This window comes from Paenibacillus woosongensis (assembly GCF_009725165.1).
Lineage (GTDB): Bacteria > Bacillota > Bacilli > Paenibacillales > Paenibacillaceae > Fontibacillus > Fontibacillus woosongensis.
The window spans coordinates 42224-58009 of record NZ_WNZW01000007.1; the positions used below are offsets into that span (position 1 = coordinate 42224).

Consider the following 15786-nt stretch of genomic DNA (forward strand, 5'->3'; position numbering starts at 1 on the left):
AAAAACCAAGGAACTAAGCCGTTTGTTCTCGCTCAGCTCCTTGGTTTTTGGCATCGACGGCGGCGCTCTTAAGCAGATTGTGGGCAAGGGAAAGCCACCCGATCTCCAGATTTACTGTTGATAAGCCTCGAGGCAGGAATCTTTTGAAGTCCCGGTCGTTCTTCATATCGTCAAACACCGGCTCCGGCTCGAGCATTCGCGCTCTCTATCACCGGTTGCCCTTGATGAGACCAATTACACTCCCCCCCTCACGCCGAGCATGAATCGCGGATTTCACGTTTTAAATGGAATTATAGTAGTTAGTGTTCGCGGTAAAGAATGAAAAGTAAATTTAAATGGATTTTATGTCTTTGGAAAAAGGAAATTGTCCATTATGGGCGGAATTCTTGATTTTAGGTGCATAAAATCCATTTAATCCATTAAACCATTCGTTTAGGGCATAATAGATACATGAATTCCATTTAGTCCGGACTGCTTATGTTTAACAGTTATATGAGATGAACTAGAGAAGAAATGCAGGTAAGGGAGAAATTGATTCACAGAAGTTGATTCCAGTTCCACTGAAACGGAGAAAGGGGCGCCCCTCAGTCACCTATGTGACTTATGGGACAGCCCCTTCTGCATTTAGCGCCAGGTTGGCGATTATTTCTCTTCAGGATACATTTGCTTGCGCAGATTTTGAATTTCTTCGCTCTCCAGGTATTCATCGTAGGTCATAACGCGGTCGATGATGCCGTTTGGCGTAATTTCAATGATCCGGTTAGCAATCGTCTGGATGAACTGATGGTCATGTGACGTGAACAGAATCGTGCCGTCGAAATCGATCAAGCCGTTATTCAGTGCCGTAATGGACTCCAAGTCCAAGTGGTTCGTCGGCTCGTCGAACAGAAGCACGTTCGCGCCGTTCAGCATCATTTTCGCCAGCATACACCGAACCTTCTCGCCCCCGGACAGCACGCTCGCCTTCTTCAGCGCCTCTTCCCCGGAGAACAGCATCCGGCCCAGGAAGCCGCGGAGGAAGGTCTCATCCTGGTCGTGCGAATATTCACGCAGCCATTCAACCAGATTGAGGTTGACGCCGTCGAAATATTTAGAGTTATCCTTAGGGAAATACGCCTGTGACGTCGTTACGCCCCAGCTGTACTCTCCAGCGTCCGCTTCCAGTTCGCCCATTACGATTTGGAAGAAGGTCGTCTTCGCCAGGCCGTTCGGCCCAACAAAGGCAATTTTGTCGCCTTTATTAACAACGAAGCTGACGTTATCCAGCACTTTCTCGCTTTCCACCGTCTTGGTCAAGCCCTCGACGCTCAGAAGCTGCTTGCCCGCCTCGCGTTCGGACTTAAAGTGCAGGAACGGATATTTCCGGTTCGAAGGACGGATATCATCGAGCGTGATTTTGTCCAGCTGCTTCTTCCGGGATGTAGCCTGCTTCGATTTCGAAGCATTTGCGGAGAAACGCTGAATAAACGCTTGAAGCTCTTTGATCTTCTCTTCCTTCTTCTTGTTCGCATCACGCTGCAGCTGCAGCGCCAATTGACTAGATTCATACCAGAAGTCATAGTTTCCGACATAGAGCTGTATTTTGCCGAAGTCGATGTCCGCGATATGCGTACAAACCTTGTTCAAGAAGTGACGGTCGTGAGATACGACGATAACTGTTCCCTCATAGTCCATGAGGAAGTTCTCGAGCCATTGGATCGATTCCAAATCCAAATGGTTCGTCGGCTCATCCAGCAGCAGGTTGTTCGGGCGGCCGAACAAAGCCTGGGCCAGTAACACCCGCACCTTCTCGTTGCCGCTTAGCTCAGCCATCTTCTTGTCATGAAGCTCACGCGGAATTCCGAGCCCGATCAGGAGCGCAGCAGCATCCGGCTCCGCATCCCAGCCGTTCAGCTCCGCGAACTCCCCTTCCAGTTCCCCGGCCCGCATGCCGTCCTCTTCGGAGAAATCCGCCTTGGCATACAGAGCGTCCTTCTCCTTCATGATGGAATACAGACGGGTATGCCCCATGATCACCGTCTCCAGGACAGGGTACTCGTCATATTCGTAATGGTTCTGCTTCAGCACCGCCAGGCGCTCGTTCGGCGTCATATGCACTTCGCCCTGGTTCGGCTCGATCTCTCCGGACAGAATTTTGAGGAAGGTTGATTTCCCCGCCCCGTTCGCACCGATGAGGCCGTAGCAGTTCCCCGGCGTAAATTTTATATTCACATCTTCAAAAAGTGCTCGTTTTCCATAGCGGAGCGTTACACCAGTAGTACTTATCATTTCGGCATTACCATCCTTTATTAATAATACACACTGGTCAACATTATAGCATAAATCATGGCCGCTCGCCCCAGTTGAAAACGATTTGCCCGCAAAAAAAGACGCACGTCATGTGCGTCTTTGCAGTCATGCATATCCTTCGTACGGTCTTGGCTGGAATCCGCTATCCGCTTCCTGGATAACGGAGCGTCTCGCCATGAAGCAGGATCTTGATAGCCTCTTCCGCGATTCCCCTGCGCTTCCGGTCCTCCTCTAAGCGATCAAGCGCCTCCCGCGCGGTATCGTCGGCAAGCCGGAACGTCCCGTAATGCATCGGAATCATCAGCTTCGCCTTCACGTCGAGAAATGCCTGCAGCGCCTCCTCCGGAGTCGTATGCTGCGAGGTCATGAACCATTCCGGTTCATAGGCGCCAATCGGCAATAAGGCAATATCGATCTTATAGCGCTTGCCAATCTCCTCAAAGCCGCGGAAATAACCGCTGTCGCCGGCGAAATAAACGACATGCTCCTGCTGCCCTTCCGTTGTCCCCGCCGGTTCCAGAACATATCCGCCCCAATGCGACGTATTCGTATCAAACAGCGTCCGCCGCGTCCAATGCTGGGTCGGCACAAACGAAATTTTGGCATCGCCGATCTCCATATGCTCCCACCAGCTCATCTCGTGAACGCGTTTAAACCCTTTGCGCCGCAGCTTGCGTCCTAAGCCGATGGGCACGATGAGCTGGGTGTTTGCCCCATACAGCCTGCGGATGGAAGAAATATGCATATGGTCATAGTGGGAATGAGAAATGAGAATAACATCAAGCTCAGGTACGTCGGTAATAGGTATTCCCGGCGTTCCAAGCCTGCGCTGAAATCCCATTCGCCCGGCCCAGACGGGATCGGTCACGATATTCAGGCCCTTGTATTGAATCAGAAATGTAGCGTGGCCTATCCAGGTCACAGTAAGCTCGGTTGTATTGGCCTGCAAAAAATCAAGCTGCGGCGTAGAGTTTGGAATGATGTAGGAGTAGTCTTTCTTCTTGCTGCGCCGCTCCTCCCGCCATTGTCTGAACTGCTTTAAGGTTTTGTCAGTGTTGACATTGTCGATGTTCGTATAGCGTTTCTTGGCCATGCTTGAGGATACCCTCCTTCTATCTCCCCTCCAGTTTGTTCTTTGCGTTTTTTATTTTACTATATTTAGAACATATACACCCGTAAAAGCAAAGGATTGAATCAAATTAATCGATAGGATCTTTATAACGGTAGGCGTACACGAACAAAAACACGACCGCGGCGATCAGGACCAGCTGTGGCGCCCTCATCATCAAAAAATGTTCCATGGCTTAGCTCACCCCTTCTTCGGCGATCCTCCCCGAATGTATTTGGCATCAAATAGGAATAAACGCATCAGCAGCACAAGCGAAGGGATCAGGATGAACAGCCCGGCAATAAACGCCGTAATGAGCGCCACCGCCATCGTTTCGTTCGTGAAGCCTTCGTAAATGCTTACCTGTTTGTAGAGAATATAGGGCAAATGGGATCGGCCGTATCCGTACCAGGCAAAGCCGAATTGCAGCATTACGAGCAGAAAGGACCAGCCCAGGCGGATTCTCTTCCAAACGAAATAGACGGCGAGCAAAAAGCACAGAAACGATGCGATAAACATCCAAGCCATACTGAGCATATTTTGGAAATGCTCGGGATTATGCCGATTGATCTGAAAAAAAGCCAGCACAGAAGCGGCAATCGTGGGTGCGCTCCACAAGAGCGCATATCCTCGCAGCACTTCGAAGGCCACGCGGTCTCCCGCTTTTTTTGCGTAATAGGTCAAGAACATGGCGGAAATGTACAGCACGGAGACGAGCGCCAGCACAATGACGGACCAGGTGTAGGGACTAGCGAAGAAACTCGCCCAATCCAGGACAACATGGCCGCGCTCTTCCCGGATGATGCCGCCTTCCGATATGGCCAGCACCGTCGATAGCGCCGCTGGAATCAGCAGTCCCGTCGCCCCGTAGATCGCCATATATACCTTGTTGTCTTCCCTGCTGCTTCCGTAGGTGTTATAGGCGTAATAAGCGCCGCGAAGCCCCAGCAGCACCGTGGCCAGGCTGCCCGGAACGAGCAGCGCCGTGCCGTAGTAGTACGCTGAAATCGGAAAGAAACCGACAAGGCCGACGACGAAGAAGATCAGGAATACGTTCGTCACTTCCCAGACGGGGGAAAGATAACGCTGAATGATATGGTGGACTCGGTTCTTCTGCCCGGTTATGACGCTGTAATAGCTGAAAAAACCGGCTCCGAAATCGATCGATGCCACGATCAAATAGCCGAATAGAAACGTCCAGAGCACCGTAATTCCGATAATTTCGTAGCTCATCCCTGACCTCCTTCCTCGATTCCCCGCTCTCTCATTTCCGTAAACACGTCTTTATTGCGGAATAGCTTGGCTAATACGTAAACGCACGATACGCAAAGGACGAGATACAAAATAATGAACAGCAGGAGCATCGAGCCGACATGCGGGGAAGTCGTCGCAGCATCAACGACTCTCATGTAGCCGCGAACGATCCAGGGCTGCCGCCCGATTTCGGCGAACATCCATCCTAGCTCAATCGACACCATCGCAAACGGCCCCAGCGTAAGTATGCCGATCAACAGCCATTTCGGATAGCCCTTGTTGCGGCCAGGCAGCCAGCGGCGCAGCAGAAACAGGAACGGAATGAGAACGAGCAGCATGCCGATCGTCACCTTCATATCGAACATGTAGTGAATAAGCAGCGGCGGCCAGTCGTCCTGGGGATATTCTTCGAGGCCAATCACTTTGGTGTTCGGGGTGCTCCCCGCCAGGATGCTGAGCGCGTAAGGAATCCGCAGCGCATATTTCACCTCATGATTCTCATTCAGAATCCCTCCATAAATGAGGGGAGCCTTCTCCATCGTCTCGAAGTGCCACTCCGCTGCCGCCAGCTTCTCCGGCTGGTACTTCGCCAGAAATTTGCCGGAGAAATCCCCAATGACCGCCGTGGATACCGCAAAGACGAACGCGCATGTCACCGTGAGCTTGAGTGCTTTTTTGAAATAAGGGTGATTTCGCCCCTTAAGCAAGCTATAGGCGGCAATGCCCGCCAGCAGCCCCGAGCTCATCGTCAGCGAAGACGCCAGCACGTGCGATACCTTGGTCGGCGTAGCCGGGTTAAACATGGCTCTTAGCGGGTCGATATTCGTAAATACACCGTTCTCCAGCGTAAATCCCTGGGGCGTATTCATGAAGGCATTGACCGTGGTAATAAAAAATGCCGAAGAAAATGCCCCAAGCACGACCGGGATCAGCAGCAGCAGGTGCAGGATCGGCCGTCTGAACCGCTCCCATGTATACAAGTATATGCCGAGAAAAATCGCTTCGACAAAGAAAGCAAACGTCTCCATAAAAAGCGGAAGAGCGATCGCCTGCCCGGCTACGCGCATGAAGCTGGGCCACAGCAAGCTGAGCTGCAGGCCAATCGATGTGCCCGTGACAACGCCAACTGCAACGGAAATAACAAATCCGCGGGCCCATCTGCGGGCGAGCAGGGAATAATGGGGGTCCTTATGCGTAATCCCCCTCCATTCAGCCAAAGCGATAATGAGCGGAACGCCTACTCCGATTGAAGCGAAGTTAATATGTACAAACAAGGTGAGGCCGGTTAGAATCCGGCTCAATGTGACTGGATCCATAGAGAACATGGGTCTGGCTCGGCTCCCTTCTCGTCATAATCCAGCGTCCGGGTTCCGGCTCCGCTGGCGCGCCCAAATACCGGAGGGCACTCTTGATGGTGGCATACAGCATAATGACTGCTACGATGAAGCAGACGAGGATAAGTATCCGTTCCTGCCGCTGGTACATAATAAACGATGCGCCTCCCCTTTGATTCGATTCGTCTACCTGTAGTGTGCCGCCCGGGTTCCTTTTTATTCCTGACCGGTCCTGGGCATGCCGTTCTTCCGGGCTTGCTTCCGAGACTTGGGTTAACCCTTTCCTTGATGTACAATAAATTGAAAGGAGTGTGAACAAATGATGAAAATTGTATTTATCGAACCGACGCCGAGCCCGAATACGATGAAGCTCCATCTGAGTGAAAGTCTGGAGCCGGGCATCCGCAAAACATATACGCTAGACAACGAACGCTCAGCCCCGTCATGGATTGCAAGAATGCTGCATATTCCGGGGGTGAAGAGTGTCTTTCATACCGCCGACTTCGTTGCTCTTGACCGGAAGGGCAATGCCGATTGGTCGGCGATCTTGACCGAGGTTCAATCGCAGTTCGGCCAGGAGGGCATTGCTTCCGCGTGGGAGCAAAGCGATTCAGAGGCTGCGCAAGGCTACGGCGAAGCGCAGGTCTTCGTGCAATTTTTTCGCAGCATCCCGATGCAGATCCGCGTGAAATCCGGCAGCCAGGAGGAGCGGATCGGCCTCAGCGAGCGCTTCGTGGCCGCGGTGACCGAGGTGTCCAGCGCGACGCTGATCAAAGAGCGTAAGCTGACCGACTACGGCGTGCGTTACGGCGAGCTGGCGGATATCGCCCGCGAGGTGGAGCAGGAGCTGGAGGCGGCCTACCCGCCGGAACGGCTGCGGGCGCTCGTGGCGCAGGCGATCGAGCACGGGAGCAGCGAAGGCGAATTCGTCGAGCAGCGCCGCGAGCTTAGCCTGGACGAGGTGCGCGAGCGGATGCAGAGCGACGATTGGCGCGTTCGCTACGCAGGCCTGGAGGCGCTGAAGCCGGATGCCGAAGCGCTGCCGCTGCTTGCCGAGGCGCTTGGCGACAAGCAAATGCAGGTGCGCCGCCTGGCCGTCGTCTACCTCGGCGATATCGGCAAGCCGGCCATGGACCTGCTCTATGAAGCGCTGCGCGATAAGTCCCCAGCGGTGCGCCGCACGGCAGGCGATACGCTGTCGGACATCGGCGATCCGGGGGCAACGAAGGCGATGATTGCCGCGCTTCAGGATTCGAGCAAGCTTGTTCGCTGGCGGGCGGCCCGCTTCCTCTACGAGGTCGGCACAGATGAGGCGCGCGACGCGCTCCGCGCTGCCTCGGATGACCCGGAATTCGAGGTTGGCCTTCAGGCGCGGATGGCGCTTGAGCGAATCGAATCTGGAGAGCAGGCCGCAGGCACGATCTGGCAGCAGATGGCGCAGCACCGGCAGAACAGCGCGAAGGATGCTTGATTCCAGCTAGTCTGCCTGATCCATCAGCCTGGATGTCAATATTTGATCATTGTCCTTGGCAGGCTGCTGTTATATACTTTGTAATCAGTTCATCTGACATTTTAATAAGAGCCTCATCGGCATTTCGGATGAGGTAGAGGTCGCGATGTTGATCAGTACGTCCGGGGAGGCTTGGAAGCCGCCGATGAACCGGATGGAAAGGCAGCATCGCCGAAGTGTGAACGTCCTGCTTCCCATGGACGGACATGCTGGGGCTGTTGCCGAAAGGGACAGAACTGTCACGGCTGACTCCTGCAGAAAGCTGTGTTGTGCTATCTTGAGGATTGTTTATGGGGATCACGGTATAGTGATAAGACCGCGGAACCTTTCCGGCGGTCTTTTTCTTTTTCGCTTTATTTTAACTGAGAGGATGCAGACCATGAATAGCAACAATACAAACACATCTCAATTGAACCGGGGGCTCAAAGCCCGCCATATGACGATGATCGCCCTCGGCGGGTCGATCGGAACAGGGCTTTTCCTCGCCAGTGGAGGAGCGATCGCTTCGGCGGGCCCTGGAGGCGCCCTTCTTGCTTACGCCGCCGTCGGAATCATGGTGTATTTCCTGATGACGAGCCTAGGCGAGCTGGCTACGTATATGCCGGATTCAGGTTCGTTCGAGACTTACGCCTCGCGTTTTGTCGATCCATCTCTGGGCTTCGCCATGGGCTGGAATTTCTGGTATAACTGGGCGATTACGATTGCGGCCGAGCTGTCAGCGGCAACGCTGATTATCAAGTACTGGTTTCCGGACAGCTCATCCCTATTGTGGAGCGTTCTATTCCTTGCCCTCATCTTGGGTCTCAATCTTCTATCCGTTAAGGGATACGGCGAATCGGAATATTGGTTTGCCACCATTAAGGTTGCGGTAGTTATTATATTTCTAGCGGTCGGTGTGCTGATGATCTTTGGCATTATCGGCGGCGAGGCCGTCGGCTTCAAAAATTTCACGATCGGCGATGCGCCGTTCCACGGCGGATTCTTCGCTTTCCTCGGCGTATTTATGGCCGCGGGTTTCTCCTTCCAAGGGACGGAAATGGTCGGCGTCGCCGCAGGCGAAAGCGACAACCCGCGGGAACACGTTCCCCGGGCGATCCGTCAGGTATTCTGGCGCATCCTTATTTTTTACATTTTGGCGATTTTCGTCATCAGCTTGCTCATTCCTTACACGAATCCTAATTTGCTGAAGGAAGGCATCGAGAGCATTGGCGTCAGCCCGTTCACGCTCGTCTTCGAAAAAGCCGGACTGGCTTTCGCCGCCTCGGTGATGAACGCGGTTATTCTCTCCTCCGTTCTGTCCGCGGGCAATTCCGGCATGTATGCGTCCTCCCGCGTTCTGTACTCGCTAGCCAAGCGGGGCAAAGCGCCGAAGTTCCTTGCCCGGCTCAGCCGCCGGGGATTGCCGATCAATGCGCTGCTGCTGACGACGCTGGTTGGAATGACCGCCTTCCTGGCCTCCCTGTTCGGAGACGGGATCGTGTATACGTGGCTGCTTAACGCCTCGGGGATGTGCGGATTTATTACCTGGCTCGGCATCGCGATCAGCCATTACCGCTTCCGGCGGGCCTATATTGCCCAAGGCCGGGACCTGAACGATCTTCCCTACAAGGCTAAATGGTTCCCGTTTGGTCCGATCTTTGCCTTTGTACTATGCATTGTCGTCATACTGGGGCAAAATTTGTCGGCCTTCACCGGAGGGCAGATCGATTGGTACGGCCTCGTCGTTTCATATATTAGCGTTCCCTTGTTCCTAATTATCTGGCTCGGGTACAAATGGATTAAACGCACCAAAGTGGTTCCCCTGCAGGAATGTGAGCTGGAGCCGCCGGCACGAAATTAAAATCAAGATCATTCTATACGTAAAAAAAGGAGCTGCCCCGAAGTAGATGACTCTACTCAGGGACAGCTCCTTTCTAATGTAGGCATATGAACTCGAAAATAGCTAACTCAATTATTCTTCCAATGAATTTCGACCCGCAGATCATGAGTGCCTTCCAGCGGTTCGGCCAGATAAGAAATATGGCTGAGGCCAAGATCATACAGGCTTCCTAAATGATCGACGAGCTGCCGCTCTGAGCCGGCATAGCGGATCGTTACCGTCTGCTGTTTGCTGGCGTTTGCCTGCTTGACCTGAGCTTGAATTCCCTGGGCCGTGCTAAGGGCAGCATCCGGGCGGTACAGCGTATATTCCAGCTGCTTCTCCAGCTCCTGCAGTCCGGCAGCCGCTTGGCCGCCTGCTGCAATTAGCGATCCGAGCGTCTGACGATAGGATTGCTTTGCAGCCGGATATATGTTATTCCAGGTATGCGTCTTTCTCATTTGCTCGTCCGTCCGCATATAGTAACCATATTTAACGACACCCGGCATATCCGGGGCAGGATCATCCCATGTCGTATCAAGATGGTACCAATGTCCTCCCAAATATACGAGGTTCCAGGCGTGCAATTGGCCGCCCGCACTGCCTTCGACGATTCGATTGTTGATTCCCGCCTGCTGCAGGAGCTTGTACGTTAGCAGCGTATATCCCTGGCATACCGCTTCGCCTGTTTTCAAGCCTTCATATGCGGTATATTTCTGCAGCTTCTCGTCATATTTCATATTTAACACGACATAGTCGTGAATCACTTTTATTTTCTGATGGTCATTCATGCCAGGCTTCAATATTTCCTTCAAAATCGCCTTTACCCTCTCGTCAACGTAAGCCGACTGCTCTGCCGTCTCCCGGTAGTATACTTGAAAGGTGATCTTGGCCGAACCGGAGGTTCCTTTCCACGAATATGTATAACGGTCAACGACATACTTGGTGTAAGGATCGCTCTCCAGCGCCCCGTTTACAGCTTCCTTCAAAATATCCTTCAGGTTGCTCGTCGCGCCCTGATATTTCAAAGTGATGCTCGTTTTCCTGGCTCCCATAAGCTCGGCTAAGACGGATTGAAGCTCCGTTGAAGAGGTTACGGCTACGTTATCTGCAGCGATTTCCGATTGAGCGTATACTTCACTATAACCGACGACCGGCGGTACGGCACCAAACACAATTGCACTTGCAATTCCAGCCGTAATCCATCGTTTTGCGATTTGCTGCTTCATCATATCCCAACCCTTCTGTATAAAAATATAGCTTTTCCCGTTAGTTCAAGCCCATTGTAACATAACCTAATATGAAAAGGGCTTCTAGTTTTGTCGAATCCCCAGTCTCCTGCCGCTGCCTTCAACTTTGTGTCCACATGACAAAAAAGACGCTAAAATGCCTTAATTTCCTAAACGATTTCCTTTTAAATGGATGGCAGTTTAGGTATAATATAAAACATATTAAATAGTGTGATAAATATCATTGCGCGACCAGCCATATTAGGAACGGAGAGACAAGTATATGACTATAGTAAATATATCGGACATTTCCGTTGAACTTTTTATTACTGTGATGTTTTTTATCCTGATCATTGCCCCGCTAGGCAGCTTAGGTTTGCTGCGCCTGTTCCAAGGGCGGAAGAAGAGCGGGCTCATTCTGATCGGCAGCGGAATTGTTAGTTATGTCGTATTCCAGTTTGTTGCCGGCTTGATCATCTAACACAACGTACACAACTTTGTCTTCGCATCTATGGAATATAAGAGGAGAACGGGCTAACCGTTCTCCTCTTCTTGTTCTTATTTAGATTCGGCATCCTTGAATTGGAAGCCATGGTTTTCAGCCTTAGGCTTGAAGCAATGCATGCTCGGCTAATGCCTTATCAAATTGAAGCTTGTTTAATCCAGGAATGCGCTGCTCGCCTATAACTGTGACCGGAACGACTTGTATTCCCATATCCAATACCTGCTGAGCGAACTCCTTGTTTCTCTGCACGTTGCGCTCCTCGTATGAAACGCCACGCTCCGCAAGGTAGTTCTTAACCCGATGGCAGTTCGGACAGTTCGTGCTCGTATATACGATAACTTGACTCATATGATTTCTCCTATTCCCTACCCGGGTTTATCTATTCTATATATCTATTATCAAATAGTTATCTGTTATTTCGCAGCTGCAGCTGTAGCTGCCTCATGCTCCAGGCTTTCTATGAATTTCTCGCAATCGATCGCTGCCATACAGCCGCTTCCCGCAGCCGTAATAGCCTGGCGGTAACGGGTATCCTGGACGTCGCCGCAAGCGAACACACCCGGCACGTTCGTCTCGGACGTTCCCGGCTTCACAATGATATAGCCATTCTCATCCGTATCGATTTGACCACCCAAGAAGCCGGTGTTCGGGTGATGCCCAATCGCTACGAATACACCGCTGGCCGGGATAACTTCCTCTTCCCCGGTCGCATTATTGCGTACTTTAAGCCCGGTTACGCCCATTTCGTTCGTCAGGACTTCAATCGGCGTCCGGTTCAGCGCCCATTCTACCTTCTCATTGGCGCGCACGCGGTCCTGCATAATCTTCGAGCCGCGCAGTTCGTCCCGGCGGTGAACCAGCGTTACCTTGGAGGCGAATCTTGTCAAGAAGCCTGCTTCTTCCAACGCAGAGTCGCCCCCGCCGATGACGATGATTTCCTTCCCGCGGAAGAAAAATCCATCGCAGGTCGCGCAGGTGCTTACGCCGCGGCCCACATTGTCCTGCTCGCCCGGAATTCCAAGATATTTGGCGGTAGCTCCCGTCGAAATTACTAGTGTTTCGGACACCAGCTCCCCAATGCCCTCCACTTGAAGTTTGAACGGACGGCTGCTCATATCGACCGAGTTCACCCATCCCATGCGGAATTCAGCGCCGAAACGCTCCGCTTGCTTGCGCATATTATCCATCAGCTCAGGCCCCATGATTCCTTCCGGGAAGCCGGGGAAGTTCTCTACATCCGTCGTCGTCGTCAGCTGGCCTCCAGGCTGAGGCCCTTCAATAACGAGCGGCTTCAGGTTCGCGCGGGCCAGGTAAATCGCCGCGGTCAGCCCTGCCGGGCCCGTTCCGATAATAATGGATTTATACATCTTATTACATCCTCCTTCAAGGCAATAATTTAATATGAGTGCCGCATATCTATTTATTCATTTTGATTACAGTTCCTAATCTTTATTATCAAGTAATGATTAATTAAGGTCAATATTTGCGTTAGCCGTGTTCCGTGAAGGTTGCATGAAGGATCTATGAATCCGGGAAGGAACTGCCCTGCTTCAACGAAGCAGGCGCAGCCCGTTCAAAATGACGAGAAGCGTGCTGCCCTCATGCCCAATCACGCCGAGCGGAAGCGATATGCCTTGAACAAAGTTGCCTATGATTAACGTCAGAATGACGGCCGCGGCAAACACGAGATTTTGCTTCACGATTCTGCGGGCGCGGCGAGCCAATGCTACGGTCTCCGCAACCATTTCCAAATTATCGTTCATCAGCACGACATCCGCCACCTCAAGCGCGGCTCCTGTTCCGCCCGTGCCCATGGCCATGCCGACCGTGGCGGATGCAAGGGCTGGGGCATCGTTGACGCCGTCGCCGACCATCACGATATGTCCGTGCTTTTCCCGGAGGCTTCGAACATGATCTACCTTATCCTCCGGCAGTAAATCGCCAAACACCTGATCCACGCCAGCCTCTCTCGCTATAGCCTCAGCCGTCCCGCTACGGTCTCCCGTCAGCATCACCGTGGCAATCCCCATCTCGCGCAGCCTGGAGATTGCGGCAACCGCCTGAGGGCGAATGACGTCCTGCAGAGCAACCAGGCCCACATAATCATTGTCCTGCATAATCAGCGAGACGGTATTGCCCTCTCCTACCAACATCTTCAGCCGCTCCATCAATGCGGCCGGCATGGCGGCGTCCTGCTCACTAGCCTTGCCAATGCGCCACATCCGTCCATTCACTCTGGCCTCGATGCCCCAGCCAGTAATGGCTCTCATATCCTCAGCCTCCTTGATCTGCAGACCTTCGCTGATTGCCTTGTTTACGATCGCCTTGGCAAGCGGATGCTCAGACAAGCTTTCAGCGGAAGCGCAAGCCGCAAGCACATCCAAGCGGTCATAGCCGTCAGCAACGAACAATTCGGTGACGACCGGCTGCCCGGCCGTTAACGTGCCCGTCTTGTCGAAAGCCACTACCTTCGTGTTGCCCAAATTGTCCATATGCGCTCCCCCCTTGAAGAGGACGCCCTTTCTAGCGCTCTTGGACATCGCCGATAGCATGGCTGGCATCACAGATGAGACCAGAGCGCAAGGCGAAGCCACGACGAGGAAGACCATCGCTTTATAAAAAGTAAACGACCAGCTCCAGCCAAGCATAAGTGGAGCAAGCAGAATAAGCGCTGCTGTCGCTGCCACGATAGTTTTGGCATAAATGCCTTCCAGCCGTTTGATGAAGCGTTGAGACTCCGGCGTCTCATTCTGTGCCTGCTCGACGAGTGCGATAATTTTGGCAAAGAGAGTTCCTTCTGCCGGACTCGTTACTTCAACATACAGAGCTCCTTCTCCGTTCAATGTTCCGGCAAACACGCTGTCGCCCAGCGCTTTATCCACCGGTATCGATTCCCCGGTAATGGCAGCTTGGTTGACGGCCGAACTGCCGCTTTGCACTACTCCGTCCGCGGGAATTACCTCGCCCGGCTTCACGAGCAGAAGGTCGCCGATCGCCAATTCTTCCACAGGAACGACCTTCATCCCGTCCTGGCTCACCTTTACCGCAGTTTCCGGTTTTAAGGAGATCAGCTCGGAGATATCCTTATGGCTGCGTTCGCTGGCAAAGGACTCCAGCGCGCCGCTCAAGGCGAAAATGAAGATGAGCATCGCGCCTTCATTCCAGTAGCCAATAGAGGCAGCTCCCAGCGCCGCGGCGATCATCAGCAGATTCACGTCCAGATCGCGATCTTTGATTAACGTCTCTAGCCCTTCTTTGGCTTTCAGGAATCCTCCCGTAAAATAAGCGGCAATGTAGAGCAGCACGGATATTGTTTGCGAGAACGATCCTACTCCCCAAGCCGTTAACATAAGCACGCCACTGCCCAGCGCAATAATAATCTCCCGATGTTTCAGCATGAGAAGCAGCGACTGGCGCCGCCGTCTCCGCGGATCCGGCGAATTCGCGGACGCGGACTGCTGGATTGCGTTAACTCTTTTGTGTATCGCTTGCATATAAATCTCCTCCCTTGATGTGGTATCTAATTGAGAATGAATACTATTGTTAATGCCCTTAAAATGGCACATGCTGCCCCGGGAAAATCCCGGAGCAGCATGTAATTGAGAACGATAATCATTTTTGCATCAGAACAATAATTTTTCCTCAGTGAAACTTTAGATTCATTTTAAGCCTTTTTTCGCTTTATGTAAATAGGTGAGTAGACAAATTCGTTTGTGAGAGACAGACCGTTGTCCTCTCTCCATCATTCTGATAGCTGCTGAGTAGGTTTTTAGCGGGGAGACAGGTGGGTGAGCCGGGCATGTAGGGGATGTTGGGGTGTTGGGGTGTTGGGGTGTTGGGGTGTTGGGGTGTTGGGGTGTTCGGGGTGTTGGGGTGTTGGGGTGTTGGGGTGTTCGGGGTGGCAGTTTGGCTAGGTGAATTTTAGCTGTTGGGAGAGTTGGCTAGAGGTGGTTTTTTGCTGAGGTGGATCTTCATTGAGACTAACTGTATTTCATACATCTATTTAGCTTCATTCCGAGCAATATTGTATTATAAATGTATTTCTTACATCTAAAATGTCCCTTTTCACCATCGCAACCCGTAATCGACTAATTTAATTGTAAGAAATACAGTTAGTTATAGTGTCGTTGAAAAACACCTCATTCTTACTGCAACAAATGCAGTTAGTATCGTAAATTCCAAGTTAATCACTGCCACTAAAAACTCCTGCCACGATAATTACTAAACCTCACTAACAGTACCACCCTTGACAGTTCAGCTATTTAAGCTGCTTGTGCCATCGAGTGCTTAAGCTGCCTATAACTGCTATAGTCATGCAGTATTGTAGTCACTAGAGCTGCTATCGTCCTTACAATCCTTTGGAGTCATTAAAGTCACTTACAGTCACTTACAGTCACTTACAGTCATTTCAGTCACTACAGTCACTACAATCACTACAATCACTACAATCACTACAATCACTACAATCACTTTAGTTACTCTCAGTCACTATTTAGTCATTGCAGCTACTAGTCACTGTAGTCACTATAATCATTGCAGCCATAATAGCCACCGCAATCGCCATGTCACGCCTAATACTCTCACTGCCGTTGCAGCCCCACAGCTGCCCAACTGCTGCCCGCCGCTGCCACCACCAATAATGCTGAATTCATAAACGGTGCTATTGCCCAATTAAAAAAGCTGCTCCCAAGGCTTGATG

Annotated in this window: 13 protein-coding genes, 1 pseudogene and 1 riboswitch; of the genes and pseudogenes, 4 read left to right on the forward strand and 10 right to left on the reverse strand. The window is 52.1% G+C overall.

Translation table 11 applies throughout. The features are described 5' to 3' along the window. Nucleotides 1-13: 13 nt before the first annotated feature. The 6 genes and pseudogenes from GNP95_RS16750 to GNP95_RS16770 all read right to left on the reverse strand — a co-directional run. A pseudogene (locus GNP95_RS16750) lies at nucleotides 14-199 on the reverse strand (transposase); the annotation flags it as partial. Nucleotides 200-642: 443 nt separating this feature from the next. Then, the gene (locus GNP95_RS16755) at nucleotides 643-2268 is read right to left on the reverse strand and encodes an ABC-F family ATP-binding cassette domain-containing protein (protein ID WP_155612015.1); all 1626 of its coding nucleotides are present in this window, start codon (nucleotides 2266-2268) and stop codon (nucleotides 643-645) included. A gap of 163 nt (nucleotides 2269-2431) precedes the next feature. After that, on the reverse strand, nucleotides 2432-3382 hold the full coding sequence (locus GNP95_RS16760) for an MBL fold metallo-hydrolase (protein WP_155612016.1): 951 nt from the start codon (nucleotides 3380-3382) through the stop codon (nucleotides 2432-2434). 106 nt (nucleotides 3383-3488) lie between these two features. After that, nucleotides 3489-3590 (reverse strand): cytochrome bd oxidase small subunit CydS, encoded by a 102-nt coding sequence (gene cydS / locus GNP95_RS26785; RefSeq protein WP_413773754.1) that lies wholly within the window; start codon nucleotides 3588-3590, stop codon nucleotides 3489-3491. Nucleotides 3591-3598: 8 nt separating this feature from the next. Then, nucleotides 3599-4630, reverse strand: coding sequence for a cytochrome d ubiquinol oxidase subunit II (locus GNP95_RS16765; RefSeq protein ID WP_155612017.1), 1032 nt, complete (start codon nucleotides 4628-4630; stop codon nucleotides 3599-3601). Further along, entirely contained in the window at nucleotides 4627-5976 is a 1350-nt protein-coding gene (locus GNP95_RS16770; protein WP_155612018.1) for a cytochrome ubiquinol oxidase subunit I, read from the reverse strand. Before GNP95_RS16770 ends, GNP95_RS16765 begins: the two co-directional genes overlap by 4 nt. Between GNP95_RS16770 and GNP95_RS25820 the strand changes: the two genes are divergently transcribed. The 3 genes from GNP95_RS25820 (at nucleotide 5954) to GNP95_RS16780 (ending at nucleotide 9335) form a co-directional block, all read left to right on the forward strand. Further along, on the forward strand, nucleotides 5954-6181 hold the full coding sequence (locus tag GNP95_RS25820; RefSeq protein ID WP_196427229.1) for a hypothetical protein: 228 nt from the start codon (nucleotides 5954-5956) through the stop codon (nucleotides 6179-6181). The genes GNP95_RS16770 and GNP95_RS25820 overlap by 23 nt on opposite strands. 126 nt (nucleotides 6182-6307) lie before the next feature. After that, nucleotides 6308-7456 (forward strand): virulence factor, encoded by a 1149-nt coding sequence (locus tag GNP95_RS16775; RefSeq protein WP_155612144.1) that lies wholly within the window; start codon nucleotides 6308-6310, stop codon nucleotides 7454-7456. A 126-nt stretch (nucleotides 7457-7582) separates the two neighbouring features. Further along, nucleotides 7583-7778, forward strand: a riboswitch (Lysine riboswitch). Nucleotides 7779-7874: 96 nt separating this feature from the next. After that, complete coding sequence (locus GNP95_RS16780) at nucleotides 7875-9335, forward strand: amino acid permease (RefSeq protein WP_155612019.1); 1461 nt, start codon at nucleotides 7875-7877, stop codon at nucleotides 9333-9335. A 107-nt stretch (nucleotides 9336-9442) separates the two neighbouring features. On the opposite strand, the gene GNP95_RS16785 is transcribed toward GNP95_RS16780, so the two are convergent. Then, the gene (locus GNP95_RS16785) at nucleotides 9443-10585 is read right to left on the reverse strand and encodes a transglutaminase domain-containing protein (RefSeq protein WP_230873875.1); all 1143 of its coding nucleotides are present in this window, start codon (nucleotides 10583-10585) and stop codon (nucleotides 9443-9445) included. Between the two features lie 280 nt (nucleotides 10586-10865). Here GNP95_RS16785 and GNP95_RS16790 point away from each other — a divergent pair, with 280 nt between their 5' ends. Then, complete coding sequence (locus GNP95_RS16790; RefSeq protein WP_155612020.1) at nucleotides 10866-11063, forward strand: hypothetical protein; 198 nt, start codon at nucleotides 10866-10868, stop codon at nucleotides 11061-11063. A 123-nt stretch (nucleotides 11064-11186) separates the two neighbouring features. On the opposite strand, the gene GNP95_RS16795 is transcribed toward GNP95_RS16790, so the two are convergent. From GNP95_RS16795 to GNP95_RS16805, 3 genes are all read right to left on the reverse strand, one after another. Further along, the gene (locus GNP95_RS16795) at nucleotides 11187-11435 is read right to left on the reverse strand and encodes a glutaredoxin family protein (RefSeq protein ID WP_155612021.1); all 249 of its coding nucleotides are present in this window, start codon (nucleotides 11433-11435) and stop codon (nucleotides 11187-11189) included. A 65-nt stretch (nucleotides 11436-11500) separates the two neighbouring features. Then, nucleotides 11501-12454, reverse strand: coding sequence for a thioredoxin-disulfide reductase (trxB, locus tag GNP95_RS16800; RefSeq protein ID WP_155612022.1), 954 nt, complete (start codon nucleotides 12452-12454; stop codon nucleotides 11501-11503). A 183-nt stretch (nucleotides 12455-12637) separates the two neighbouring features. Beyond that, nucleotides 12638-14581, reverse strand: a complete 1944-nt coding sequence (locus GNP95_RS16805) for a heavy metal translocating P-type ATPase (protein WP_155612023.1) — start codon at nucleotides 14579-14581, stop codon at nucleotides 12638-12640. Between the last annotated feature and the right edge of the window lie 1205 nt (nucleotides 14582-15786).